The sequence below is a fragment of the Brevundimonas sp. SPF441 genome, assembly GCF_009661015.1.
GTDB lineage: Bacteria > Pseudomonadota > Alphaproteobacteria > Caulobacterales > Caulobacteraceae > Brevundimonas > Brevundimonas vesicularis.
Genome location: NZ_WJWX01000007.1, coordinates 42,727 through 67,409 on the forward strand (window position 1 = coordinate 42,727; position 24,683 = coordinate 67,409).

A 24,683-nucleotide genomic window follows, 5' to 3' on the forward strand; every position below is an offset into this window, starting at 1 on the left:
GGAGGCCCCTTGGCCCGCCCCGCGATAGACCTCGACTACCTGAAGGCCCGCCTGGCCGACCTGCTGAACACGCCCAGCCCGACCGGCTATACGGACGAGGCCGTCTGGCTCTTGTGCCGAGAACTCCAGAGACTGGGCCTCGACTATGAAATGACCCGCCGCGGCGCCCTTCGCGCCCGCCTGCCGGGCCGTACGCCAAAACCGGCGCGCGCCATCGTCGCCCACGTCGACACCCTGGGCGCCCAGGTCAAACACGTAAAGGCGAACGGCCGGCTGGAACTGGTCGCGATCGGTCACTGGTCGTCGCGATTCGCCGAGGGCGCGCGGGCCACGATCTTCTCCGAAGGCGGCGCCTATCGTGGCACCATCCTGCCGTTGAAGGCGTCCGGCCATACCTTCAACGAAGAGGTGGACACCCAGCCGGTAAACTGGGCCCAGGTCGAGCTGCGCATCGACGCCGTGACCCACGGTCGTGAAGACACCTTGGCCTTGGGCGTGGATGTCGGCGACATCGTCGCCATCGACCCGCAGCCCGAGTTCATCGATACCGGCTTCGTCGTCTCGCGCCATCTGGACGACAAGGCGGGCGTCGCCACCCTTTTGGCTGCGCTGGAATGCATGATCCGCGAAGATCGCAAACCGACGGTCGATACCTGGTGGCTGTTCACGATCGCCGAGGAGGTCGGGCTGGGAGCCTCGTCGGTGCTGATTCCGGATGTTGCCGCCATGGTGACGGTCGACAATGGCACGACCGCACCTGGTCAGAACTCTTCGGAGTTCGGCGTCACCATCGCCATGGCCGACCAGACAGGCCCCTTCGACTGGCACCTGTCACGCAAACTGGTTCAACTGGCCCGCGACCACGACATCCCGCACCAGAAGGACGTCTTCCGATACTATCGCTCGGACTCGGCCTCGGCCTTGGAAGCCGGCGCCGACATCCGGACCGCCCTGGTCACCTTTGGCATTGACGCCAGCCACGGCTATGAACGCATCCACGAAAGCGCGCTTGAAGACCTGTCGCGCCTGCTGATCGCCTATGCCGAAAGCGACGTCGAAATCAGCCGTGACGCTAAATCGCTGAGCGGGGCAATGGGCTTCACGCACCAGCCTGTGGATGAAGAGCACGGATAGGGAACCGTATCGCCGTTGGGCACACCAGACCTTTAAGCTCGGAACCGCACGCACTGTCATCCGCTGTGGAGGCTGAGCTTGAGAAGGGGGGACTAGCGGTGCAAGATCCGACGACGATGTCAGTTGGGATGTGGCGGCCCTACTGCGGACCTGCGCCGGATTTGGGCGAGTGGCGCTGGAACCTGGATCCGATGCTGCTTGTTGTTCTGGCTGCAGCGACGGGGGTAGTCCTTTGGCGGCTGGAAGGGCAGCGGCGCGGCTATGGTCTGGCGGCCGTCGCGGTATTGGCCGTTGGATTTGTCTCCCCGCTGTGCGCCCTTAGCTCGGCGCTGTTCTCGTCGCGGACGGTGCATCATGTGCTGTTGGTCGGCGTTGCCGCGCCCTTGCTGGCGGCGGCCCTGCCTATGAGACGATATGGGTCGCTGATTCTGGCGACGGCGGTGCAGGCGGTGGTGTTCTGGGCTTGGCATGCGCCTGATGCTTATGGCGCCGCCCTGTCGAGCGATGCGGTCTATTGGGTGATGCAGATCAGTCTGCTGGCGAGCGCCGTTTGGTTCTGGTGCGCGGCGCGGTCGGCGTCTGCGCCGGCGGCGGTCATCGCCCTGTTGGCGGCCATGCTGGCGATGGGGCTGCTTGGGGCGGTGCTGACCTTTGCGGGGCAGGCGGTTTACGCCCCCCATGCCTATTCGACCCTGGCCTGGGGCCTGACGCCGCTGGAGGATCAGCAGGCGGCCGGGCTGATCATGTGGGCGCCGGCGGCGGCGCTGTATCTGTTCGCCGCCCTGTGGCGGCTGGGGCGGATGATCGGCCCTGACGCCGAGGCGCATCCGGCATGATCGAAAGACTGTTCAGGCAGCTGCTGGAATGGGCGGCGGGTCACCATGACGAGGGCCGCTATTCGCCAGTCGGCATCGGCTTTCATTGGGTGATGGCGGGGCTGGTGATCTTCCAGCTCGGCTGGGGCTGGTGGATGGGGCGGCAGCCGGTGGGCGGGGCCATGATGGCCGCCTACCACCTGCATTTTGCGATCGGCGTGCTGATGCTGATCCTGGTGATCGGCCGACTGTCATGGCGACTGCTGGCGCCCGACCTGATCAATGATGCGGACAAGCCGGGTTGGGAGAGCATGGCCGCCCATGTGACCCACTATGTCTTCTACATCTGCCTGTTCGGCCTGCCGCTGTCGGGCTGGGCCATGGTTTCGGCGACGGATCGGACGCGTCAGCTGGAGACGTTGGGCTTCATCAAATGGCCGCTGCTGCCGCTGCAGGATCTGTCGAACACCCAGCTATGGGCGATCGAGGCGGCGGCGGAATGGATGCACTGGGGACTGGTCATCACGCTGCTGCTGATGATCCCGATCCACGCCGGCGCAGCGCTCAAGCACCATCTGATCGATAGGGACGACGTGTTTCACGCGATGCTGCCGGTCGTGCCGCTGCTTCGACCGAAGCGGACCCGGTGGCAGCGGCGCTGGCGCGCGCTGGAGAAGCGGGTTGCGTCGACAGCCAGGACGCTATGGCGCGGGCTTCTGGGTCCGAAAGCGATTTGACGGCGGCGGCCATGACGCCGCGCGGGTCGTTGCGGCGTTTGCCTGCTTTCCAGCGGTCGATCTGTTCCAGCGTATAGGCTGCGGGCTGACCGGCGATCTGCGGGTTGCCGCCTTGGCCCGAGCCTTGACCCCGGTCGCCGTGACATGAGGCGCAGGCGACGATGCCGCGCGAAGGGTCGCCGTTCAGATAGATGGCGGGCGCAGGCGCCATCGACGCGGGCGTTTGCGTCGGCGGCGCGGGCAGGGCGGCGTAGTAGGCGGCGACCTCGCGTCGGCCCTGCTGGTCCAAGGCCTCGGCGATGCGGGTCATGGCGTCGTCGGGACGAAGGCCCGATGCATAGTCTTCCAACTGCTTCTGCAGATAGCCGGCGTCCAAACCCGCCAGGCGCGGGGCGGCGACCCCGTCCCCGCCGCCGTCCAGGCCGTGACAGGTGAAGCAGGCGTTGGCCGCCCCGCCGGCGCCGCCGCTCATGGCGATAACCTGACCATTCGCCGTGAAGGTGCGATCCGTCTGGCCAGGCGTGGAGTCGCAGGCGGCGAGGCCGGTCAGCAGAACAAGGACGGAAAGGGAGGCGCGCACGGCGTTGCAACACCTGCTTATGGCGAAGGTTCCTTGGGGCGATGCGCCGAGGCTCCATGTCGCAGTCGGGAACCTCCTTCCGACAAGAGGATTGCTCTGGCGAAGCTTTGGGGGGCGGATGGGTTTTCGGACGACGGGCGAAGCGATGGGACGACGGGCGGCGGCCTGCGCGCTGGCGCTCGCCCTGTGCGCCTGCGTGGACAAGTCCGACCTGCCCCGGCCGGTGGTTCAGGCCGATGCGGCCGCCGGACTGGCGGTGATCAAGGAAGTCGGTTGCGCGGCCTGTCACCGGATACCCGGCGTCGCCTGGCCCGAGGGCCGGTCCGGCTCGAACCTAGCGGGGTTCGGCGCGCGCCCCCTGATCGCCGGACGCTTGCCGAACCAGCCCGATGTCCTGATCCGCTGGCTGATCGACGCGCCGTCGATGGACCCCGGAACCGCCATGCCGCCCATGCCCCTGACGCAAGACCAAGCCCGCGACGTCGCGGCCTATCTGTACACGCTCGATGAAGACTGACGCCCCTCCCGGAATCGCCGGCTGGCCGCCGCCCGTGCTGGATCCGGCGGGACCGTTCGCTGGACCGATCCAGACCGTCGCCTGGGTGCTATTTGTCATGGCGGCGGTGGTCATGGTCGTGGTGGCGGTGGCGCTCGGCATCGCCCTGTTCGGGCCGCGCAAGTGGAAGCGGCGGGTCGGCGGCGAACGCCTGATCTGGATTGCGGGACTGGTCTTCCCGGTGGTCGTTCTGACCGGGCTGCTGGTCTATGGGCTGACCACCACGGCGCGGGTGGCCGATGCGCCCAAGCCCGGCGAAATGCGGGTGCGCGTCACCGGCGAAATGTGGTGGTGGCGCGTCGCCTATCTGGATGGTCAGGGGCGCGAGATCGTGCAGGACGCCAACGAGGTCCACATCCCGGCCGGCCAGCCTGTCGTGTTCGAGCTGGAAAGCGCTGACGTGATCCACAGCTTCTGGGTGCCGCGCCTGGGCGGAAAGACCGACATGATCCCCGGCCGCCGCAACTTCATGCGCCTGCAAGCCGACGCACCTGGGACCTACGGCGGCCAATGCGCCGAATATTGCGGCGGTCCTCACGCCCTGATGGGGCTGGTGGTCGTGGCCCATGCGCCGAACGATTATGTCGCCTGGTTGGCGCGTCAGTCGCGGCCGGCCGCCGTCGTGCCCTCGGCCCAGGGGCCGCTCGCCTTGATCGACCAGGGGCGCAACGTCTTCGCCGCCTCGGGCTGCGCCGCCTGTCACACTATTCGCGGGACCGAGGCGAACGGTCTGGCGGGACCGGACCTGACCCACGTCGGCTCGCGCCAGACGCTGGGAGCCGGCATCCTGCCTAACAATCAGGGGACGATGGCCGGCTGGATTTCGGACAGCCAGAGCCTGAAGCCCGGCAACCGGATGCCGTCCTATGCCGTCCTGTCGGGCCAGGACGTGCGCGCCGTCGCCGCCTATCTGGAAAGCCTGAAATGAGTCCGGAAACCGGGTTCGATCCCGAACTCTACAAACGCTTCCCCACCACCGAAGCCCGGCCCGAGGGCGAGCTGGAGCAGCTCGACGAGGTCTGGTGCGGCCCGCGGCGGCCGTGGGAGTGGATCACGGCGATCAACAACAACTACATCGGCGTCTATTACGTCGGCGCGGCCATGCTGTTCTTTGTGCTGGCAGGCGTGCTGGCGCTGTTGATGCGGACCCAACTGGCCCTGCCGATGACGGGTTTCCTGGCGCAGGAGACCTACAACCAGATATTCACCATGCACGGCACGGTGATGATGTTCCTGTTCGCGGTGCCCGCGGTCGAGGCGCTGGGCGTACTGTTGCTGCCGCAGATGCTGGGGGCGCGCGACCTGCCGTTCCCGAGGCTGAGCGCCTACGCCTTCTGGGCCTATCTGGTCGGGGGGCTGTGCTTCTTCGCCTCGCTGTTCTTCGGTCTGGCGCCGAATGGCGGCTGGTTCATGTATCCACCGCTGACGTCGACGACTTACTCGCCGGGCATCAACGCCGACTTCTGGCTCCTGGGCATCGGCTTCATCGAGATTTCGGCCATCGCCGGCGCCATCGAGATCATCGTCGGGGTGCTGAAGACGCGCGCGCCGGGCATGACGTTGGACAAGCTGCCGATCTTCGCCTGGGCCATGCTGATCTTCGCCTGCATGATCATCATCGCCTTTCCGTCGATCATTCTTTCGACCCTGCTGCTGGAGCTGGAACGCGCGCTGGGCTGGCCCTTCTTCGATGCGGCTAAGGGCGGCGACCCCATGCTGTGGCAACACCTGTTCTGGTTCTTCGGCCACCCCGAGGTCTACATCATCTTCCTGCCGGCGGCGGGGGCGATGTCGACCCTGATCCCGGCCGTCGCCCAGACCAAGCTTGTCGGCTATCGGCTGGTGGTCCTGGCCATGCTGGCGACCGGCTTCATCAGCTTCGGCGTCTGGGCGCACCACATGTTCACCACGGGCATGCCGCAGATCTCGATCAACTATTTCAGCGCCGCCTCCATGGCCGTCAGCGTACCGGCAGGGGTGCAGGTCTTCGCCTGGATCGCCACACTGGCGGCGGGCAAGATGCGGTTCAACACGCCGGGCCTGTTTGCGGTCGGGGGGCTGGTGATCTTCGTCATGGGCGGGCTGACCGGCGTGATGGTCGCCATGGTGCCGTTCGACTGGCAGGCCCACGACAGCTATTTCATCGTCGCGCACCTGCATTACGTCCTGATCGGCGGGATGGTCTTCCCGCTGTTCGCCGCCATCTACTACTGGACGCCGATGTCCAGCAGCCGGCCGCTCAACGAACGGTGGGGTAAGTGGATCTTTTGGCTGATGTTCGTCGGCCACAACGTCACCTTCATGCCCATGCATCTGACCGGGCTGATGGGCATGCCGCGCCGGGTCTATACCTATCTGCCGGATCGGGGCTGGGACCTGCCCAATATGATCTCGACCGTCGGCTCCTTCATGTTCGGCCTGGCGGTGGTGCTGTGGATGATCGACATGATCCGCAACTTCCGGCCCTTCGGAGAGAAGGACGCGGGCAATGTCTTTGGCGGGCCGGGGCTGGAGTGGCTGCCCGCCGGTCGATACTCGCTGCGGTCCGTCCCGGTGATCAAGAGCCTGTATCCGGTGTGGGACCAGCCGAACCTGGCGCGCGATGTCGAGGCCGGCCGCTACTTCCTGCCCGGCGCCCCGCGCGGCGAGCGCGAGACCATGATCACCAGCCCGATCAACGCCGAGCCTCAATATCTCCAGCGGATGCCCCGGCCGTCCAGTTGGTATGTCTGGGGCGCAATCTTCACCGCCGGCTTCTTTTTGATCCTGACGATCCAGGCCTATGTCGCCTCCTTGGTCAGCGGCGTGCTGGCCGTCTACTGCATCCTCAAATGGTGCTGGGGACTGGATCGGCCCAGCGGTCCCGCGACGGTTGACGTCGGCGGCGGCGTGCGCCTGCCGACCTATGTGTCCGGCCCCAGCAGTCACGGCTGGTGGGCGATGGTCATCACCCTGATCGTGTCGGGCATGGTCGCGATCATGGCCTGCTTCTCTTACGTCTTCCTGTGGAGCCGGCGGCCGGACCTGTGGCAGGCGCCGCCCGAGATCGGCTCCCTGCCCTTGACCCTGGGCCTGCTGGCGGCCGCCGGACTCGGCGCCTGGGCGTCGCAAGGCGCGCTGAAGCTGGACCGGCCGCGTAGCGCCGGCATCGCCGCCGTCCTGATGCTGGTCGCCGCCTTGGCGGCAGGCGGCGCCTTTGCGGCCGAGGCCTCGGCTTGGTGGAACTCGGGCCTGCGCCCCGACGCCTCTAGCCAGGGCGCGACCGTCTATGCGCTGTTGGCCTGGCAGGGGACCTTCGTCGGCATTTCGTTGTTGATGGGACCGTTCGTCCTGCTGCGCTGGCTTTGCGGCCTGGTGTCGCCGCGCTCCCCGGCGACGTTCGAAGTGGTCGCCCTGTTCGTGGCCTTCACGGCGGTTCAGGGCGCGGCGACGACCCTTCTGATCCGCCTGTTCCCGGGCGTCGGCGCATGAGGTTCTGGCTGCTGATGCTGGGCGGCCTCCTGATCTGGGCCGCCCATTTCCTGGGCCTTTATCTGCTGTCCAGCGCCAGCGACGTGGCCCGCGGTGATGCCGGCGCATGGAACGGAGCGGGACTGATCTTCAGCCTGATCTGTCTGATGGTGATCGCCGCCTTGTGCTGGCGCTGCATCGTCTGGCTGAGAATGAAGCCCAGGGACGAGACTCGCGCCTTTGGTCTTCGGCTTGCGGTCGCCGGTGGTCTGCTCGGCGGAATTGGCGTCGTGTTTCAGACCTTGGTGCTTCTCGCACCGGTCTGATCGACCCTTGGGGCGAAAATGACGCGGCGCCGATACGTGAAGCCGGTGAACCATTTGCCGTTCAGACGGTTAGCCAAGCCAGACTTTACGGAGAGGGCTGGCATGAGCACCCATGGACTGAAGGATGCGGTCGTTCGACCGTTGCATTGGCTATTGCTGGCGTTCCCGATCGCGCTGTTCACCTTCGCCCTGTTCACCGACATCGCCTATCTGAAGACCGCCGAGGTCCAGTGGACGAACTTTTCGGCCTGGCTGATCACCGGAGCGCTGGTGTTCGGCGGCCTCGCTGGCCTGTTTTCAATCTTTGATTTCGTCATCGGTCTGCGTCACGGACGTTCACGTCGGAAGACGGTGCATCTGGTCGCGCTTGCGCTGGCTTGGGTGCTGGGGCTGTTGAACGCCTTTAAACACAGCCAGGACGCTTGGAGCTCCGTCGGAGCCTTCGGTCTGATCCTGTCCATCCTCTGCACAATCCTGGTCTTGGTCGCCGGCTGGACCGCCTATGCCGCGCGGGAGAGCGTCCGATGAACAAGAATCTGCTCGCCGCCAGCGTCGCCACCCTGGCCATGGCCTTGACAGTCGCATCGTGCGGTAACGCCAGCGATCCGAAACTGAATCAGACCGGTGCGACGCCCGACTTGCCGAAGGTCAATGAGACGCTGGTGCCGCCGATGAAAATCAGCCCGCCGGCAGGCTGGAACGGCGAGACGCCGACCGTGCCGCAAGGCTTTACGATCAGCGCCTTCGCCACCGATCTCAAAATCCCGCGTCAGATGCTGGTCCTGCCTAACGGCGACGTCCTGATCGCCGAGGGGCGCGGCGGCCATGCGCCCGCCATGCGGCCCAAGGATGTGATCGCCGGCGTCATCAAGAAGCAGGGCAACACCAAGATCAAAGGCGGCAACCGCATCACCCTGGTGCGCGACGCAAACAACGACGGCACGCCCGAACTCCGGACCGTTCTGGTAGATAACCTCGATGCGCCTTACGGCTTGGCCTATGTCGACGGCTATCTCTATGTCGCCGAACAGGGGGCGCTGGTTCGCTTCGCCTTCCAGCCGGGCCAGACCGGCATCGCCACGCCCGCCGAGCGGGTGACGGAGCTGCCGTCGCGCATTAACCACCACTGGACCAAGTCCCTGACCGCCAGCGCGGACGGATCGAAGCTGTATGTCGGCACTGGCTCGAACTCCAATATCGGCGAGCGCGGCATGGCGGTCGAAGACGAGCGCGCTACGGTGTGGGAAATCGACCGGGCGACCGGCGCGCGGCGCACCATCGCGACCGGCATTCGCAATCCAACGGCCCTGGCCATCGAGCCGACCACCAATCTGTTGTGGTCGGTCGTCAATGAGCGCGACGAACTGGGGCCGCAACTGGTCCCGGACTATCTGACCCAGGTACGTGACGGGGCCTTCTACGGCTGGCCCTACAGCTATTGGGGCCAGAACCGGGATCCGCGCGTGATGCCGCAGAACCCCGAGATGGTCGCCAAGGCCATCCGGCCGGACTACGCCTTGGGATCGCACGTCGCCGCCCTGGGGTTGGACTTCGCCCGCAATGGCGGCTTTGGCGGGTCGTTCGCCAACGGCGCCTTCATCGGCATGCACGGCAGTTGGAACCGTCAGGACCCGTCCGGCTATAAGGTCGTCTGGGTGCCCTTCAACGCCGGCCGTCCGGCGGGTCAGCCCGTCGACTTCGCCACAGGCTTCCTGAAGGACGGCAAGGCGCGTGGGCGTCCCGTCGGCGTTGCGTTCGATGGCAACAAGCGTGTGCTGTTCGTCGCCGACGACCTGTCGAACACGGTGTGGCGCATCGCGCCTGCGCGATAGGCCGGCTTTTCCCTCGCCCGGCAAGGGCGAGGGAAGTCACTATTGTCCTCGACACATAGCCGAATAAGAAAAGTCCCCGGCTGCGAGCAACCGGGGACTTTTCAAATCGGGCTGAGCTGTGGCCTACGGCGTGAAGTCGATGGTGCGTTCGAAGGGAGCTTCGACAGCACGGCCACGATCCATGATCGGCGTGACTTCGGCGCCGTTCATCAAGGCCAAGGCGGCTTCGCCAAAGCCCATGCCCGGACGACTTTCTTCCAGCACGACGCAGTCGGTGACGTGGCCCGACGCCAAGGCGGTGCAACGTAGCCGCACGCTGAAACGGTCGGTGCTCTCTGCCTTCGGCGCGACGGCCAGTTCGATGGCGCGTTGAGGCGCATTGTAAAGGGCCGCGTCTTTGAGCAGCGGTCCAGTCGGGGCGCCCAGCAGGGCCGTCATCAATGTCAGGCTGAAGGTCAGTGTCATGGCAGGCCTCGTTCGTCTTCTATTAAGATTTGAACAAGACCTCCGTTCCCCGAACTTTCAAAAACGCGTGGGTGTGTGCGGCGCACCACACTTCGATTTCTCTGCCGAAGTCAGAATGGCCTCAAGCTGGACTGTTGTTCCTGGCACAGGGTCTTCAGCCACGAACGCACGGTGCGCAGACGCGCGGTGTCGTGGACGTCGCGGTGGGTGGCCAGCCAGAAGCGACGCTCGATCAGGATCGACGGCAGCACGCGCACCAGACCCTCGGCCAGGAAGCACGGCAGGACGCCGACGCCGCCCCCGGCGGCGATGATCTCCCGCTGCGCCCGGATCGAAGACGAGGCGACGTGGGGCGCGAGACCCGGCTGGACCTCGTCAAGATAGCGCAACTCCGGTGCATAGATCAGATCGTCGATATAGCCGACGATGTCGAAGCGGCTGAGGTCTTCGACGGTCTTCGGAACGCCGTTGCGGTGAAGGTGATCGGGCGCGGCGTAGAGGGCCAGCTGATACGGCGTCAGCGGCTCGACGATCAGGCGTGCGGCGTGCGGCGCCGCCAAGGTGATCGCCATGTCGACCTCTCGGCGCGTCGGCGACAAGAAGCCGGAGGTGGCCGCCAGTTCGATCCTTAGACCCGGATGGGCCAGACGCAACGCGGGCAGGGCGGGGGCCATCAGCGTGACGCCAAACCCCTCGGACGCGCTGACGCGCACCACACCGGCGGGCGCGTCGGGCTGGGTCACGCGGCCGGCGGCCTCCATCGCGCTTTCGGCCTCCAGACCGATATCGAGCAGCTGGGCGCCGGCGGCGGTCAGCTGAAGCCCGGTGGTCGAGCGGACAACCAGGGTGGATTTCAGCGCGCTTTCCAGCCGGGCGACCCGACGCCCGACCGTGGCGGCGTCGACGCCCAACCGCTGCGCCGCGCCGCCCAGCGAGCCTGCGCGCGCCGCAGCGATGAAGATGCGAAGATCGTCCCAGTCGTACATGGCCGTCTAGTCATCTTGCAAAAACGCAGAATGTCGCCTGCAACTTTGCATTATCGAGCCGCGCGCAGGGGTGATAGCCATAGCCGCAACAAATGAACCAACAGGGACACCCAGGCCATGCGCGACATTCGCCACTTCATCGACGGTGCGGCTTTCGACGGCGCGTTCGGACGATTCAGCGACGTGTTCAATCCCAACACCGGGGATGTGCAGGCTCGCGTGCAACTGGCGACGACGGGCGAGGTCGATCGTGCGGTCCAGGCGGCGCAGAACGCCTTTGACGGTTGGGCCTCGACCAATCCCCAGCGCCGCGCCCGCGTGATGTTCGACTTTAAACGCCTGGTCGAGGCGCGGATGGACGAACTGGCCGAACTACTGTCCAGCGAGCACGGCAAGGTCATCGCCGACTCCAAGGGCGACATCCAGCGCGGCCTGGAAGTGATCGAGTTCGCCTGCGGCATCCCGCACGCGCTGAAAGGCGAATACACCCAAGGCGCCGGCCCCGGCATCGACGTCTATTCAATGCGCCAGCCGCTGGGCGTGGTGGCGGGCATCACCCCGTTCAACTTCCCGGCCATGATCCCGATGTGGATGTTCGGCGTGGCCATCGCGGTGGGCAATACTTTCGTGCTGAAGCCTTCCGAGCGCGATCCGTCGGTGCCGGTGCGTCTGGCCGAACTGATGCTGGAAGCGGGGGCGCCGAATGGCGTGCTGAACGTGGTGCACGGCGACAAGACAGCGGTCGACGCCATCCTGACCCATCCGCTGATTCACGCTGTCAGCTTCGTCGGTTCGTCCGACATCGCCCACTATGTCTATCAGACGGGCGCCGCCAACCATAAGCGCGTCCAGGCCATGGGCGGCGCCAAGAACCACGGCATCGTCCTGCCCGACGCCGACATGGATCAGGTGATCAAGGATCTGTCCGGCGCGGCCTATGGCTCGGCGGGCGAACGCTGCATGGCGCTGCCGGTCGTGGTGCCGGTCGGCAAGAAGACAGCCGACGAACTGCGCGAGCGGATGGTCGCCGAGATCCCCTCGATGCGGGTCGGCGTCTCGACCGATGCGGGCGCCCACTATGGCCCCGTCGTCACGGCTCAGCATCGCGAGCGTGTCGCGGGCTGGATCGAGAAGGGCGTGCAGGAAGGCGCCGAACTGGTCGTCGATGGCCGCGACTTCAGCCTGCAAGGGCACGAGAAGGGCTACTTCATCGGCCCGTCGCTGTTCGACCATGTGAAGCCCGAGATGTCGTCCTATCAGGAGGAAATCTTCGGCCCCGTCCTGCAGATCGTGCGCGCCGAGACGTTCGAGGAGGCGCTGGCCCTGCCGTCGAACCATCAGTACGGCAACGGCGTCGCCATCTTCACCCAGAACGGCCGCGCGGCGCGCGACTTCGCCGCCCGCGTCAACGTCGGCATGGTCGGGATCAATGTGCCGATCCCGGTTCCGGTCGCCTATCATACCTTTGGCGGCTGGAAGCGTTCGGCCTTTGGCGACATCAACCAGCACGGCATGGAGGGCGTCCGCTTCTGGACCAAGACCAAGACAGTGACGGCCCGCTGGCCGGACTCGGCGCTGGAGCATTCGGACAGCTCGTTCGTCATTCCAACGATGCGCTGAGGCCGTCATGGATTTCGCTCTCAATGACGATCAGCGCGCCATTCAGGACGCCGCCCGCGCCTTCGCCGAGGCAGAACTGGCGCCCCATTCGGCGCGCTGGGATGAGGACAAGCATTTCCCCGTCGAGGTGATGAAACAGGCGGCCGAAATGGGCTTTTGCGGCATATACACCAGCGAGGAGTACGGCGGCATGGCCCTGGGGCGGGTCGAGGCGGCGGTGATCTTCGAGGAGCTGTCGCGCGGCGATGTAGCGACAGCGGCCTTCATCTCGATCCACAACATGGCGACCTGGATGATCGATCGCTTCGGGTCGGACGATCTGCGCGGCCGGTTCGTGCCGTCGCTGGTCGGGATGGACAAGATCGCCAGCTACTGCCTGACCGAACCGGGATCAGGGTCGGATGCGGCGGCGCTGCGGACCACGGCCGTGCGCGACGGCGACTATTATGTGCTGAACGGGGCCAAGGCGTTCATCTCCGGCGCAGGCACCTCCGACGTCTATGTCGCCATGGTCCGCACGGGCGGCGAGGGTCCGAAGGGCGTCAGCGCGATCGTGGTCGAGGCCGGCACGCCCGGCCTGTCGTTCGGCGCGCAGGAAAAGAAAATGGGCTGGAACGCTCAGCCGACCGCCATCGTCCAGTTTGACGACTGTCGCGTGCCGGTCGCCAATCTTCTGGGCGAAGAGGGAGCGGGTTTTCGCTACGCCATGGCCGGTCTGGACGGCGGTCGGCTGAACATCGCCGCCTGTTCGCTGGGCGGGGCGCGGCTGGCGCTGGAAACGGCGCAGGAGTACGTCGCCACCCGCAAACAGTTCGGCCGTCCGATCGGCGAGTTCCAGGCGCTGCAGTTCCGGCTGGCGGACATGGCCACGGACCTGGAGGCGGCGCGTCTGATGGTGCTGCGTGGCGCCTGGGCCATCGACACCGACCACCCGGAAAAGACGAAGTGGTGCGCCATGGCGAAGCGCTTGGCCACGGACGCCTGTTTCCAGATCGCCGACGAGGCCCTGCAACTGCACGGCGGCTATGGCTATCTGAAGGACTATCCGCTGGAACGGATCGTGCGCGACCTGCGGGTTCACCGCATCCTGGAAGGGACGAACGAGATCATGCGGGTGATCATTGCACGGGAGATGACGCGATGAGCGACGCCGAAATCATCGCCCGCATCGAGAACGGCGTCGGCCGCATTACCCTGAACCGGCCCAAGGCGATTCATGCCCTGAACCGTCCGATGTGCGAGGCGATGACAGAGGCGCTGCTGGCCTGGCGCGGCGACGCGGCCGTCCAATCTGTGCTGATCGACCACGCCGGCGAGCGGGGTTTTTGCGCGGGCGGCGACATTCGCATGATCGCCGAAAGCGGTGCGGGCGATGCGTCGGAGGCCAAGGCCTTCTTCCTGTCCGAGTACCGGTTGAACCACCTGATGTTCGACTATCCCAACCCGATCATCGCCATCGTGGACGGCATCGTCATGGGCGGCGGGGTCGGCATTTCCGAGCCGGCCGACATTCGTGTGGCGACCGAGCGCACCACCTACGCCATGCCCGAGACCGGGATCGGCCTGTTCCCCGACGTTGGCGGCGGCTGGTTCCTGCCGCGCCTGCCGGGCCAGACCGGCGTCTGGCTGGCGCTGACAGGCGCGCGGCTGAAAGCGGCGGATACAGTGGCCCTGGGCATCCACACGCACTTCGTGCCCGCAGATCGCGTCGAGGCGCTGAAGGCCGATCTGATGGGCGAGGCCGCCGATCCATCGTCGGTCGTGGCGCGCCACGCCGGGGACGCGGGGCCTGCGCCGCTGTCGGCTCACCGCGAGGCCATCGACCGGCTGTTCACCTTCGACACGGTTGAAGAGATTTTCCAGGCGCTTGAGGCGGACGGGTCGGAGTGGGCGCTGAAGCAGCTGGAAACACTGAAGACCAAGTCGCCACAGTCGCTGAAGGTCTCGCTGCGCCAGATTCGCACGGGCGCAACGCTGAACAGCTTCGCCGACAATATGACGATGGAGTACGTTCTGGGCGGCCGCGTGGTGCGCACCCACGACTTCCAGGAAGGCGTGCGGGCCGTGATCGTGGACAAGGACAATGCGCCGAAATGGTCCCCGGCGGACCTGTCGGGCGTTACCGACGAGACGCTGGATGCGCTGTTTGCGCCGTCGCCGGACAATGAAAAATGGACGCCGCTGGCCTGACCACGGCGCCGACAAAGGGAGAGACACCATGACCAAGATCGCCTTCATTGGCCTGGGTAATATGGGCGGCGGCATGGCCGTGAACCAGGCCAAGGCAGGCCATGCGGTCGCCGCCTTCGATCTGTCGGCGCAGGCGCTGGAACGGGCGGGAGCGGCGGGTTGCGTAGCGACCGGATCGGTCGCCGAGGCGGTCAAGAACGCCGAGGTGGTCATCACCATGCTGCCGGCCGGGCCGCACGTGCTGAAGGTCTATTCCGAACAGATCATCGGCGCGGCTCCGTCGACCGCCCTGCTGCTTGACTGTTCGACCATCGATGTTGAAACCGCGCGCAAGGTCGCCGGTCTTGCCAAATCGGCCGGCTACGCCTTTGCAGACGCGCCCGTGTCAGGCGGCACCGCAGCGGCGGATGCGGGCACGCTGGCCTTCATGGTCGGCTGCGACGAGGGCGACTTCGCCCGCGTCGAGGCGGCGCTGGAGCCCATGAGCCGCATTACCATCCGCGCCGGCGATCATGGCGCGGGGCAGGCGGCCAAGATCTGCAACAACATGCTGCTCGGCATCTCCATGCTGGGCACCTGCGAGGCCGTCGCCCTGGCCGAAAAACTGGGGCTGGACCCCGAACGGTTCTTCGAGATCGCGTCCAAGTCTTCGGGTCAGTGCTGGAGCGTGACCAGCTACTATCCCTGGCCTGGTCCGGTGCCGACTGCGCCGTCGAACCGCGACTATCAGGGCGGGTTCGCCACGGCCATGATGTTGAAGGACCTGAAGCTGGCCCAGGACGCTGCGGCGAAATCCGGCGCCTCGACGCCGTTGGGCGCACAGGCCGAGGCGCTCTACGCCCTGTTCGACGGCATCGGGCATGGCGGCCGCGATTTCTCCGCCATGCTGCAGATGCTGCGCGGCAAGCTGGATGAGCTTAACCCGGCATAGATTCGTCTTTCGCATTGTGATTGCGGCCCGTGCAGCTTCGGCGGCGCGGGCCTTTTCATATGAGACGGTGGCCGCGACGCAGATCGCTACGGCTGGTGCGACCAAGGCGCGCGCCTGCCGCGTTCGCCTTATTCCGTTCGCCGGAATGAGCCTGCGAAGAGCGAAGTCAAAGCAGCAACTTAGCTCTCGTTGACCGTTAAAGCGGCCCTAGCAGAGATCGAAAATCGCCTGAAATGCGGCTGAACGGTGCTTGCAGCGCACATTGCTCCTGTGTCATGTAACCGCTTACATCGCTTATCGACGGATCTTCGAAAAGGGGCCGGGACGATAGGGAGCAGGGAGAATTCGATTGGACATGGCCGCGCCTAGCGCTGCGTCTGCACGGCAGGAGGGCCAGCCCTTCGCCAAGGCCGCCACCATGCGCGACGTGGCTGAACGCGCCAATGTGTCGGTTGCTTCTGTCTCTCGTGTGTTGAACGGCTTGGGCGTGACCTCGGACGCGACGCGCCAGCGGGTGCTCGATGCGGTCGAGGACCTTCGCTATGTCCCGCACTTCGGCGCCCGCAGCCTGTCGACCAGCAAGAACGACACGATCGGCGTCATCCTGCCCGACCTGTTCGGCGAGTTCTTCTCCGAGCTGATCCGGGGCATGGACCTGGCCGCCCGCGCCCACGGCAAGCATCTGATCGTCTCCAGTTCGCATGACGGCGCGGAAGACACCTTGGCGGCCGTGCGTTCGATGCGCGGGCGCGTGGACGGCATGATCGTGCTGTCGCCTCACCTGGGCGCGGCGAACCTGTCGTCAGAGTTCGCCGGTCGGATGCCGGTCCTTCTGATGAACGGCGGCGCGGCCGAGCCGGGCCGGGCGTCCATCATGATCGACAACCATGGCGGCGCCGTCGGCGCGGTCCAGCATCTGCGGTCCACCGGCCGCAAGCGCATCGCTCACATTCGCGGCGCCGCCGGCAACATCGAGGCGGACACGCGTGCGGCCGGATACACGGCGGCGCTCGAGGGCCATGACCCGATCGTCGTCGAGGGCGACTTCTCTCAGGCCTCGGGCCATCGCGCGGCGACCCAGCTTCTGGCCATGACAGAGCGGCCCGACGCCGTTTTCGCCGCCAATGACATGATGGCCGTCGGCGCCCTGTTGGCCTTCCAGGAGGCCGGCGTGCGCTGTCCTGAAGACATCGCCGTCGTCGGCTTCGATGACGTGCCTATCGCCGCCCTGATGCGGCCTGCGCTGACCACCATGCGCGTCAACATCGCGGAAATCGGCCGAAGGGGCGTCGAACGCCTGATCGGCCTGGTCCAGGTCGGCGCGACCGCCGACGCCACGGACACCGCTTGCGAAATCGTTCGGCCGATCCTGGTCGAACGCCAGTCCACCGCGGCGGCCTCGTCCGCCAGGTTCAACAAAGGGTAGGCCAGCCATGTTGCTGAAAACCGATCCCATCAGGAGGGGAGAGCTCAGGATGACTCAGTTCAATACGCGTAAGGCCGCGACACGTCAGGTCGCCTTGGCCGCCGCATCGGCGCTTGCCATCAGCATGGCGGTCGTCGGCGGCGCGCAGGCGCAGAATGCAACGACGACCCTGCGCGGCGCCGTCTATGACGGCCAGACCGTCGAGACGGGTGCGACGGTCGTCGCGACCGAAGTCTCTACCGGATATGCGACACGCGCGCGCGTGGGCGCCGATGGTCGCTATGTTCTGTCCGGCCTTCGCCCTGGCACCTATCGCGTGCAGGTCACCAGTGCGGACGGCCAGATGGCGGAAGAAACCGTGACCCTGTCCTTGGGTCAGGTCGGCACGTTGAACCTGGATGTCGCCGGAGCGACGACGACGACGGCTGCCACCGACGGCGCGACCGAGTTGGGCGACATCGTCGTCACCGGCCGCCGCGTCTTCGAGGTGCGCACGCCCGAAGTCGCCACCAATGTGACCCAGCAGCAGATCAACAACCTGCCGCAGATCAGCCGGAACTTCCTGAACTTCGCCGCCCTGGCGCCCGGTCTTCGCGTGACCGAGGACGACACCGAGCGGACGATTTCGGCCGGCGGTCAGACCGCCCAAGCGATCAACGTCTTCATCGACGGCCAGAACCGCAAGTCGCTGATCAACGACGGTGGTGTCGCCGGTCAGGACGACAGTCGCGGCACGCCTTTCCCTCAAGGCGCTGTCCAAGAGTTCCGCGTCATCAGCCAGAACTTCAAGGCTGAGTACGAGCAGGCTGGATCGGCCATCATCACCGCCGTCACGCGCTCCGGCACGAACGAGTTCCACGGTGACGTCTTCGCCTTCTATCAGGATCCCGGCTGGATCGCTCAGGACGTGATTTCGGAGCGCCGCGGCGACGCCAAGGCGCCTCTGAAGCGTATCCAGTATGGCGCCAGCCTGGGCGGACCGATCATCCAGGACCGGCTGCACTTCTTCGGCGCCTATGAGCGCAAGGACGAAGAGCGGATTTCGCAGTCCTTCCTAAACCGCACCGAATACACCAGCTTCTTCGCCAACGACCTCGGCACGACCTCGACGCCATATGAGCAGGACGTCTTCTTCGGCAAGCTGTCCTGGCAGATCAACGACCGTCAGCGCCTGGAGTTGAGCAGCGAGTACAAGACGGAAGAAGATATCCGCGGAGCCAGCGGCCAGAATGCGCCCAGCCGCGCGGCGCGTAACAACGGCGAGAATATCGCCTTCAACCTGCGCCACCAGTATCAGGGCGATCGCTTCCTGAACGAGTTCGCGATTGATTACTTCACGTCCAGCTATGAACAGTCGGTGATCAACGGATCCGACTATGGACGCCAGTACGTCATTTTCCGCGACGACAGTGCATCAACGCCCGGCTTCCAGTATAACTTCAATAACCGCGACTCCACCGTGTTCACAGCCGGCGGGCGGGCTGATGCTCAGTTCCTCGAGCAGAAAAGCACCACGATCCGTAATGATCTGACCATTCCGGATCTGGAATGGATGGGTACGCACACGATCAAGATCGGTGCGAAATACTCGATGCAGAACTATTTCGTGCAGAAGGATTTCGGGCGTAACCCCACCTTTACCTACGACATCGAAGCCCGTCCCGAGATCAACGGCAGCCGCGATATCCCTGTCTCGGTTGACTTGGGCGTCGCCGTTCCGCCTGCAGACGTCGATAACAACGTTCTGGGCCTCTACATTCAGGACGACTGGCAGATCACCTCCAAGCTGGAGCTGAACCTTGGCATTCGTTGGGATTACGAGGACAATGCGGTCAACAACGACTACCGCACGCCCGATTCCATTCGCAACATGCTGGCCGCGATCCAGAACCTGCCGAACTACGACTTCCCGTCGTATTTCAATCCCGCGGATTATATCTCCGATGGTGATCGCAAGGCCTTCAAAGGTGCGTTCCAACCGCGCTTCGGCTTCTCCTACGACGTCTTCGACGACGAGCGGACGGTCATCTTCGGCGGCGCGGGCCGTTATTACGATCGTATCGGCTTCAACTTCGCGTTTGACGAGCGGTTCAAGCCGTTCCAATTCAACAAGAGCATCTACTTCTCGAACACCGGCGGGCCTCGTGGCGGTGTCCAGACGATCGCCTGGAACCCGATCTACCTGACGCCGCAGGGCCTTGATCCCTTGCTGGCGGCCAGCCCGGGCGCCGGCGAAGTCTTCCTGGTTCAAAACGACTTCGAGCCGCCGCGCACCGATCAGTTCAGCTTGGGCGTGCGCCAGAAGATCGGCATGTTCCAGACGGCGCTAACGCTTGCAGCCGGCAAGACGAGAGGCGAATCCAGCTGGTACATCGCCAATGCACTCACGGAAACGGGCGGACGGTTCAACGGTCCGACGCCGGGATCGGTAGGCTTCCCGCAGTTCCGCAACCTGATCTTCTTCCAGAACACGGACAAGGAGCGCGACTACAAGGCGATCTATTTCACGGCCGACAAGCCCTATAACGCCGACGATCGTTGGGGCGTGAACATCGCCTATACCTATATGGACGCCACCCAGAACGGCAGCCGCGACTCCGGCTACGGCGCCTTCGACTTCGATTACAATGTGCCCGGACAGTCGCCTGAGTTCCCGTCGAACACCGACGAGACGCATCGTATCGTGGCGTCCGGCACCATCGGTCTGCCGGCCGACTTCCTGCTGTCTGGCATCGTGACCTTGGGTTCGGGCTTGCCCTACACCGTGTTCGACTGCCCGAATGCTCCCGCCGGCGGCCCGAATATCTGCTGGAACGGCGGTCGTCCTGACAAGCGCGCCTTCTTGCCCGGTCTGAACTTCGCCTATCGCCAGATCGATTTGCGTCTGACGAAGGGCTTCGAAGTCTATGGCGGTCAGAAGGTGGAGTTCATCGTGGATGCGATCAACATCTTCAACTTCACCAACTACAAGTCCTTCGATCAGGGCTTCAACAGCCCGCGCTTCGGCATGGGCACGGAACAGTATCTGCCGACCCGCAGCTTCCAGGTCGGCCTGCGTTACTCCTTCTAAATCCTGAGCCTGGGCCGCCTCGTGCTTGTTGCGAGGCGGCCTTTCTTTTTCGATTGAGACCCAGTGAGCGTGCCCATGAATCGTCGAAACTTCCTAATGCGGACCACCACAGGCGCGGCGGCTCTGGCCGTTGGATTTCCGGTGATGGCGGCGGCGCAGCAGGCGGCGGCGACGGGGGCGGTCAATGGGACGCAGAGACGGCCGATGCGGCTGGATCAGGAGATCGAGGAGCTTCAGGAGCGGACGTTCCGGTGGTTCGAGAAGGTCACGGATCGCAAGACCGGCCTGACGCCGGATCGCTGGCCGACGCCGTCCTTCTGTTCGGTGGCGGCTGTCGGGTTCGCCCTGACCTGCTGGCCGGTGGGCGTCGAGCGCGGCTGGATGAGCCGTGCCGAGGCGCGTGAGCGGACCCTGACGACGCTGCGCTTCTTCCATGATCTGCCGCAAGGTCCGGAGGCCAGCGGCACGGCGGGATACAAGGGCTTCTTCTACCACTTCCTGGATATGGAGACGGGGCTTCGCTACCGGACCAACGAACTTTCGACGGTCGATACGGCCCTGCTGATCGGCGGCATGTTGTTCGCCGCCCGCTACTTCGACAGCCGGCATGCGGACGAGGCGGAAATCCGTCAGAAGGCCCAGGCGATCTACGAACGGATCGAATGGCCGTGGGCCGTTATCCGCGACAACCGCATCACCATGGGCTGGCACCCCGAGAGCGGCTTCATACCGTCCGACTGGCACGTCTATAACGAGGGCATGCTGGTGCTGCTGCTGGCCATCGGCAGCCCGACCCATCCGGTGTCAGTCAATGTCTGGCACGAATGGGCGGCCAGCTATGACGAGAGCTGGACCGATCGCTGGGGCAGCTGGCACCTGAACTTTGCGCCCATCTTCGGGCACCAGTACAGCCACATGTTCATCGACTTCCGCGGCATTCAGGACGCTTGGATGCGCGGGCAGTCGGCCCAGTTGGGCGAATACCTCGACTATTTCGAAAACAGTCGCCGCGCCGTCTACGCCCAGCAGAAATACGCCCACGACAACCCTGGCGGCTGGGCGGGCTATTCATCTGAGGTCTGGGGCCTGACGGCCTGCGACGGGCCGGGCGATTTCAAACAAGTCATCGACGGCAAGGAGCGCGAGTTCTTCAGCTATTCCGCGCGCGGTCCGGGCGAGCGCGACGACGGCACCATCGCGCCGACGGCGGCGGCCAGCTCCATCGCCTTCGCGCCCGAGATCGTCGTGCCCTGCGTCAAGGCGATGAAGCAGAAATACGGTTCAGGCATCTATACCGAGTGGGGCTTCCTCGACAGCTTCAACCCGACACTGACAGTGCGCGAAGGGCCGCTGCAGCACGGCAAGATCGTGGACGGCGTGGGTTGGGTGGACGGCGACTATCTGGGCATCGACCAGGGGCCGATCGTCATCATGACCGAGAATCACAGGTCCGAGTTCGTCTGGCGCTATATGCGCGGCGAGCCCAATATTCGCCGCGCGCTCGACATCGCGGGCTTCACCGGCGGCTGGATGAACGGATGAGTTCAGGCCCGCACAGAAGGGGAGCCTTGGCCCTGCTGGCGGGCGGGGCGGCTGCAGCCTGCACCCCGCGCCGTGATGGCGAGACCGTGCTGCGTTTCTGGGCCATGGGCAATGAGGGCGGGACGGTGGGCCAGCTGATGCCCGAGTTCGAGCGGCGCAATCCCGGCGTCCGGGTCTCGGTCCAGCCCCTGCCGTGGACGGCGGCGCATGAAAAGCTGCTGACCGCCTATGCCGGGGCCTCGTTGCCGGACGTCAGCCAGATCGGCAATACCTGGGTGGCGGAACTGACGGCCATCGGCGCCCTGTCTCCGACCCCGCCCGAAGCCGCGAACCTGTTGACCGATCAGTTTCCGGCGGTGCTGGAAACCAACGAGATCGCCGGCCGCGCCATGACCACGCCCTGGTATGTCGACACACGGCTGCTGTTCTATCGCAAGGATCTGCTGGCGCGGGCCGGCTTCGACGCCCCGCCCGAAGACTGGGCCGAATGGAAGCGGGCCATGCACGCGATCAAGCGTGGGGCCGGCGGCGACAACTACGCCATCCTGCTGCCGTTGAACGAGTTCGAGCAGCTTCTGACCTTCGGGCTTCAGATTAATGAGCCGCTGCTGCGGGATCGGGATACGCGCGGAAACTTCTCCAACACCGGCTTCGTCGCAGCCCTGGCCTTCTATCGCAGTCTGTTCGCCGAGCAGTTGGCGCCGCTGGCCTCGTCAACGCAGATCTCCAACGTCTGGACCGAGTTCGCCAGGGGCTATTTCAGCTTCTATTTCTCCGGCCCGTGGAGCGTGGGCGATTTCCGCAGCAAACTGCCCGCGTCGTTCCAGCCGAACTGGGCCACGGCGGGCGTGCCGGGACCGAATGGCCTGGGCGCCTCGGCGCCGGGCGGGTCTAGCCTGGCGGTATTCAAATCCTCCCCGCATCAGGAGGCGGCCTGGGCCCTGGTCCGTTATCTCTCCGAGCCGGCTGTGCAGGCCCGGTTCAACACCATCGTCGGCGACCTGCCCGCGCGCCAGAGCGCCTGGGACATAGCGGGCGTGGAGCGTGATCCGATGCTGGCGCCGTTCCGGGGGCAACTGGCGCGCGCCAAGGCCGTGCCCAAGGTGCCGGAATGGGAGCGGATCGTCACGGAGATGCAGATCGTCGCCGAACGGATGGTGCGTGGCGAATACACGCCAGAGGCCGCCGCCGCCGAGATCGACCGCCGCGCCGACCGCCTGCTGGAAAAGCGTCGCTGGATGATGGAACAGGGCAGGGCCGTATGACCGTCGTCGATCCCACTTTGACCAAGGCGGAAACGAAGGTCAGGCCGTCACGCGGACGCGGCGCGCGCGAACGGGCGGCCTGGGCCTTCGTCGCCCCGGCCATGCTCGCCATCGGCCTGTTCTTCGCCATTCCGGTGATCTCGGCCCTGCTGCTCAGCCTGACCGACTTCGACATCTATGCCTTGGCGAACCTGGACAATCTGCGGTTCGTCGGCTTGCAGAACTATGAGCGGCTTCTGACCAATCCCCTGTTCTGGGGGGCGATGAAGAACACCCTGACGTTTGCGGTGCTGGGCGTGCCCCTGTCCATCGCCGCGTCCCTGGCGGCGGCGGTGATCCTGAATGCGCGGGTCGTGAAGTGGCGGCCGATCTGGCGGGTCATGTTCTTCGCCCCCTATGTCACCACCCTGGTCGCGACGGCGGTGGTGTGGCGCTATCTGCTGCACACCCGATACGGCGTCATCAACTGGGGTCTGGAGAGCATCGGCCTGCCCGCCGTGGACTGGCTAGGCGACCCATCAACCTCCATCCCCGCCATCCTGATGTTCGTGGTCTGGAAGATCTTCGGCTACAATATGTTGATCTTCTTGGCGGTTCTTCAGACCGTGCCGGACGATCTGTACGAGGCCGCCCGCATCGACGGCGCCGGGCCGTGGAAGCAGTTCCGCCATGTGACGCTGCCGGCCATCGCGCCGACCATGCTGCTGGTCTCGATTATCTCGGTCGCCAGCTTCTTCCAGCTGTTCGCCGAACCTTATGTGATGACGCAAGGGGGGCCGGCCCAGAGTACGGTGACGGTGCTCTACTTCATGTACGAAGAGGGCTTCAAATGGTGGAACCTGGGCTCCGCCAGCGCCGTCGCCTTCGTCCTGTTCCTGTGCATCCTGGCGATCACCCTGGTCCAGCTGGCGGTCGCCAAGCGGGTGGGGGCGTATCAATGAAAATCCGCGCCATCCTGCTCAATCTGGCCGTCGGCCTCATCGCCCTGATCGTGCTGTTTCCGCTTGTCTGGATGGTGTCGGTCAGCTTCATGGCGACCGGCGAGGCGGCGGTCTTCCCGCCGCCGCTGCTGCCCTCGCACTGGACGCTGGAGCATTACCGCGATCTGTTCCTGAACCAGGGCATGGGGCGGTATCTGTGGAACAGCTTCGCCCTGGCGACCTTGGCGACCATCCTGGCGCTCAGCTTCACCGTCCCGGCCGGCTACGCCTTCGCCAAGCTGAAGTTCGCGGGGCGCGAGCGGCTGTTTCAGTTCCTGGTCGCCGCCCTGGTGGTGCCGGCCCAGATCGGCACCCTGCCGCTGTTCCTGATGCTGAAATCGGTGGGCCTGGTGAACACCTACGCCGGGGCGCTGGTGCCTTGGCTGGCGTCCATCTTCGGCCTGTTCCTGGTGCGCCAGTATGCGCTGAGCATTCCTGATGAGATGTTGGAGGCCGCGCGGATCGACGGGGCCAGCGAGGGCCAGATCTTCCGTCGCGTCGTCCTGCCGACATTGCAGCCGATCATCGTGACCCTGGGTCTGTTCGTCTTCCTGGGCAGCTGGAACGATTTCCTGTGGCCGCTGATCATCCTGACGGACCAGTCGAACTACACCCTGCCGGTCGCCTTGGCGGCCCTGTCGCGCGAGCATGTGCAGGACATCGAACTGATGATGGCCGGCGCCGTCGTCACGGTCGCGCCCGTGCTGATCCTCTTCCTCGCCCTGCAACGCTACTACATCCGCGGCATGCTCGCGGGCAGCGTGAAGGGCTGACCAGA

Annotated in this window: 21 protein-coding genes and 1 pseudogene; 19 read left to right on the forward strand and 3 right to left on the reverse strand. The window is 65.3% G+C overall.

Features of this window, described 5'->3' with window-relative positions; translation table 11 throughout:
* Nucleotides 1–9: 9 nt before the first annotated feature.
* The 3 genes from GGC30_RS06225 (at nt 10) to GGC30_RS16490 (ending at nt 2,686) form a co-directional block, all read left to right on the forward strand.
* Nucleotides 10–1,134 (forward strand): osmoprotectant NAGGN system M42 family peptidase, encoded by a 1,125-nt coding sequence (locus tag GGC30_RS06225; RefSeq protein ID WP_153923146.1) that lies wholly within the window; start codon nt 10–12, stop codon nt 1,132–1,134.
* A gap of 116 nt (nt 1,135–1,250) precedes the next feature.
* Nucleotides 1,251–1,970 (forward strand): cytochrome c oxidase assembly protein, encoded by a 720-nt coding sequence (locus GGC30_RS06230; protein ID WP_194943537.1) that lies wholly within the window; start codon nt 1,251–1,253, stop codon nt 1,968–1,970.
* Nucleotides 1,967–2,686 carry a cytochrome b gene (locus GGC30_RS16490; protein ID WP_153923147.1) on the forward strand — a complete coding sequence of 240 codons (720 nt, stop codon included), beginning with the start codon at nt 1,967–1,969 and terminating at the stop codon, nt 2,684–2,686. Before GGC30_RS06230 ends, GGC30_RS16490 begins: the two co-directional genes overlap by 4 nt.
* Nucleotides 2,687–2,693: 7 nt before the next feature.
* Here GGC30_RS16490 and GGC30_RS16495 read toward each other — a convergent pair.
* Nucleotides 2,694–3,158: pseudogene (locus GGC30_RS16495) on the reverse strand (cytochrome c); the annotation flags it as partial.
* A 226-nt stretch (nt 3,159–3,384) separates the two neighbouring features.
* On the opposite strand from GGC30_RS16495, the gene GGC30_RS06245 reads away from it, so the two are divergent.
* The 6 genes from GGC30_RS06245 (at nt 3,385) to GGC30_RS06270 (ending at nt 9,430) form a co-directional block, all read left to right on the forward strand.
* A complete protein-coding gene (locus tag GGC30_RS06245; protein ID WP_082465125.1) occupies nt 3,385–3,783 on the forward strand; it encodes a cytochrome c family protein in 399 nt (132 codons plus the stop codon).
* Nucleotides 3,773–4,750 carry a cytochrome c oxidase subunit II gene (gene coxB, locus GGC30_RS06250; protein WP_153923148.1) on the forward strand — a complete coding sequence of 326 codons (978 nt, stop codon included), beginning with the start codon at nt 3,773–3,775 and terminating at the stop codon, nt 4,748–4,750. Before GGC30_RS06245 ends, coxB begins: the two co-directional genes overlap by 11 nt.
* The gene (locus GGC30_RS06255; protein ID WP_153923149.1) at nt 4,747–7,293 is read left to right on the forward strand and encodes a cbb3-type cytochrome c oxidase subunit I; all 2,547 of its coding nucleotides are present in this window, start codon (nt 4,747–4,749) and stop codon (nt 7,291–7,293) included. The genes coxB and GGC30_RS06255 overlap by 4 nt, the downstream gene beginning before the upstream one ends.
* Nucleotides 7,290–7,598 carry a hypothetical protein gene (locus tag GGC30_RS06260; protein ID WP_153923150.1) on the forward strand — a complete coding sequence of 103 codons (309 nt, stop codon included), beginning with the start codon at nt 7,290–7,292 and terminating at the stop codon, nt 7,596–7,598. Before GGC30_RS06255 ends, GGC30_RS06260 begins: the two co-directional genes overlap by 4 nt.
* 102 nt (nt 7,599–7,700) lie before the next feature.
* Nucleotides 7,701–8,126 carry a DUF2231 domain-containing protein gene (locus GGC30_RS06265; protein ID WP_153923151.1) on the forward strand — a complete coding sequence of 142 codons (426 nt, stop codon included), beginning with the start codon at nt 7,701–7,703 and terminating at the stop codon, nt 8,124–8,126.
* The gene (locus tag GGC30_RS06270) at nt 8,123–9,430 is read left to right on the forward strand and encodes a sorbosone dehydrogenase family protein (RefSeq protein ID WP_153923152.1); all 1,308 of its coding nucleotides are present in this window, start codon (nt 8,123–8,125) and stop codon (nt 9,428–9,430) included. Before GGC30_RS06265 ends, GGC30_RS06270 begins: the two co-directional genes overlap by 4 nt.
* Nucleotides 9,431–9,553: 123 nt before the next feature.
* Here GGC30_RS06270 and GGC30_RS06275 read toward each other — a convergent pair whose 3' ends face one another.
* Together GGC30_RS06275 and GGC30_RS06280 are read right to left on the reverse strand one after the other, a co-directional pair.
* On the reverse strand, nt 9,554–9,895 hold the full coding sequence (locus GGC30_RS06275) for a TonB family protein (protein WP_153923153.1): 342 nt from the start codon (nt 9,893–9,895) through the stop codon (nt 9,554–9,556).
* A gap of 110 nt (nt 9,896–10,005) precedes the next feature.
* Nucleotides 10,006–10,881: a LysR family transcriptional regulator gene (locus tag GGC30_RS06280; RefSeq protein WP_153923154.1), complete on the reverse strand. Its 876-nt coding sequence runs from the start codon at nt 10,879–10,881 to the stop codon at nt 10,006–10,008.
* 117 nt (nt 10,882–10,998) lie between these two features.
* Between GGC30_RS06280 and GGC30_RS06285 the strand changes: the two genes are divergently transcribed.
* From GGC30_RS06285 to GGC30_RS06330, 10 genes are all read left to right on the forward strand, one after another.
* Nucleotides 10,999–12,501: a CoA-acylating methylmalonate-semialdehyde dehydrogenase gene (locus tag GGC30_RS06285; protein WP_153923155.1), complete on the forward strand. Its 1,503-nt coding sequence runs from the start codon at nt 10,999–11,001 to the stop codon at nt 12,499–12,501.
* Nucleotides 12,502–12,508: 7 nt separating this feature from the next.
* On the forward strand, nt 12,509–13,645 hold the full coding sequence (locus tag GGC30_RS06290) for an isobutyryl-CoA dehydrogenase (RefSeq protein WP_153923156.1): 1,137 nt from the start codon (nt 12,509–12,511) through the stop codon (nt 13,643–13,645).
* Nucleotides 13,642–14,691, forward strand: coding sequence for an enoyl-CoA hydratase/isomerase family protein (locus GGC30_RS06295; protein WP_153923157.1), 1,050 nt, complete (start codon nt 13,642–13,644; stop codon nt 14,689–14,691). The genes GGC30_RS06290 and GGC30_RS06295 overlap by 4 nt, the downstream gene beginning before the upstream one ends.
* Nucleotides 14,666–15,622 (forward strand): 3-hydroxyisobutyrate dehydrogenase, encoded by a 957-nt coding sequence (gene mmsB, locus GGC30_RS06300; protein WP_228763634.1) that lies wholly within the window; start codon nt 14,666–14,668, stop codon nt 15,620–15,622. The genes GGC30_RS06295 and mmsB overlap by 26 nt, the downstream gene beginning before the upstream one ends.
* 355 nt (nt 15,623–15,977) lie before the next feature.
* Entirely contained in the window at nt 15,978–17,048 is a 1,071-nt protein-coding gene (locus GGC30_RS06305; protein WP_197458450.1) for a LacI family DNA-binding transcriptional regulator, read from the forward strand.
* A gap of 49 nt (nt 17,049–17,097) precedes the next feature.
* Complete coding sequence (locus GGC30_RS06310; RefSeq protein WP_153923159.1) at nt 17,098–20,118, forward strand: TonB-dependent receptor; 3,021 nt, start codon at nt 17,098–17,100, stop codon at nt 20,116–20,118.
* Between the two features lie 75 nt (nt 20,119–20,193).
* Nucleotides 20,194–21,660, forward strand: a complete 1,467-nt coding sequence (locus tag GGC30_RS06315; protein WP_066551131.1) for a glucoamylase family protein — start codon at nt 20,194–20,196, stop codon at nt 21,658–21,660.
* A 26-nt stretch (nt 21,661–21,686) separates the two neighbouring features.
* On the forward strand, nt 21,687–22,925 hold the full coding sequence (locus GGC30_RS06320; RefSeq protein WP_228763635.1) for an extracellular solute-binding protein: 1,239 nt from the start codon (nt 21,687–21,689) through the stop codon (nt 22,923–22,925).
* The gene (locus GGC30_RS06325; RefSeq protein ID WP_194943538.1) at nt 22,922–23,866 is read left to right on the forward strand and encodes a carbohydrate ABC transporter permease; all 945 of its coding nucleotides are present in this window, start codon (nt 22,922–22,924) and stop codon (nt 23,864–23,866) included. The genes GGC30_RS06320 and GGC30_RS06325 overlap by 4 nt, the downstream gene beginning before the upstream one ends.
* Nucleotides 23,863–24,678 carry a carbohydrate ABC transporter permease gene (locus GGC30_RS06330; RefSeq protein ID WP_153923161.1) on the forward strand — a complete coding sequence of 272 codons (816 nt, stop codon included), beginning with the start codon at nt 23,863–23,865 and terminating at the stop codon, nt 24,676–24,678. The genes GGC30_RS06325 and GGC30_RS06330 overlap by 4 nt, the downstream gene beginning before the upstream one ends.
* Nucleotides 24,679–24,683 lie beyond the last annotated feature (5 nt).

Excerpts from the sequence above, each read along its gene's own strand:
- GGC30_RS16490 (WP_153923147.1), top strand. The coding sequence starts at position 1,967 with ATGATCGAAAGACTGTTCAGGCAGCTGCTGGAATGGGCGGCGGGTCAC.
- GGC30_RS06265 (WP_153923151.1), top strand. The coding sequence starts at position 7,701 with ATGAGCACCCATGGACTGAAGGATGCGGTCGTTCGACCGTTGCATTGG.
- GGC30_RS06325 (WP_194943538.1), top strand. The coding sequence starts at position 22,922 with ATGACCGTCGTCGATCCCACTTTGACCAAGGCGGAAACGAAGGTCAGG.
- GGC30_RS06275 (WP_153923153.1), bottom strand. The coding sequence starts at position 9,895 with ATGACACTGACCTTCAGCCTGACATTGATGACGGCCCTGCTGGGCGCC.
- GGC30_RS06255 (WP_153923149.1), top strand. The coding sequence starts at position 4,747 with ATGAGTCCGGAAACCGGGTTCGATCCCGAACTCTACAAACGCTTCCCC.
- GGC30_RS06310 (WP_153923159.1), top strand. The coding sequence starts at position 17,098 with ATGACTCAGTTCAATACGCGTAAGGCCGCGACACGTCAGGTCGCCTTG.
- coxB (WP_153923148.1), top strand. The coding sequence starts at position 3,773 with ATGAAGACTGACGCCCCTCCCGGAATCGCCGGCTGGCCGCCGCCCGTG.
- GGC30_RS06270 (WP_153923152.1), top strand. The coding sequence starts at position 8,123 with ATGAACAAGAATCTGCTCGCCGCCAGCGTCGCCACCCTGGCCATGGCC.
- GGC30_RS06260 (WP_153923150.1), top strand. The coding sequence starts at position 7,290 with ATGAGGTTCTGGCTGCTGATGCTGGGCGGCCTCCTGATCTGGGCCGCC.
- GGC30_RS06285 (WP_153923155.1), top strand. The coding sequence starts at position 10,999 with ATGCGCGACATTCGCCACTTCATCGACGGTGCGGCTTTCGACGGCGCG.
- GGC30_RS06305 (WP_197458450.1), top strand. The coding sequence starts at position 15,978 with ATGGCCGCGCCTAGCGCTGCGTCTGCACGGCAGGAGGGCCAGCCCTTC.
- GGC30_RS06315 (WP_066551131.1), top strand. The coding sequence starts at position 20,194 with ATGAATCGTCGAAACTTCCTAATGCGGACCACCACAGGCGCGGCGGCT.
- GGC30_RS06230 (WP_194943537.1), top strand. The coding sequence starts at position 1,251 with ATGTCAGTTGGGATGTGGCGGCCCTACTGCGGACCTGCGCCGGATTTG.
- GGC30_RS06295 (WP_153923157.1), top strand. The coding sequence starts at position 13,642 with ATGAGCGACGCCGAAATCATCGCCCGCATCGAGAACGGCGTCGGCCGC.
- GGC30_RS06245 (WP_082465125.1), top strand. The coding sequence starts at position 3,385 with ATGGGTTTTCGGACGACGGGCGAAGCGATGGGACGACGGGCGGCGGCC.
- mmsB (WP_228763634.1), top strand. The coding sequence starts at position 14,666 with ATGAAAAATGGACGCCGCTGGCCTGACCACGGCGCCGACAAAGGGAGA.
- GGC30_RS06280 (WP_153923154.1), bottom strand. The coding sequence starts at position 10,881 with ATGTACGACTGGGACGATCTTCGCATCTTCATCGCTGCGGCGCGCGCA.
- GGC30_RS06330 (WP_153923161.1), top strand. The coding sequence starts at position 23,863 with ATGAAAATCCGCGCCATCCTGCTCAATCTGGCCGTCGGCCTCATCGCC.
- GGC30_RS06290 (WP_153923156.1), top strand. The coding sequence starts at position 12,509 with ATGGATTTCGCTCTCAATGACGATCAGCGCGCCATTCAGGACGCCGCC.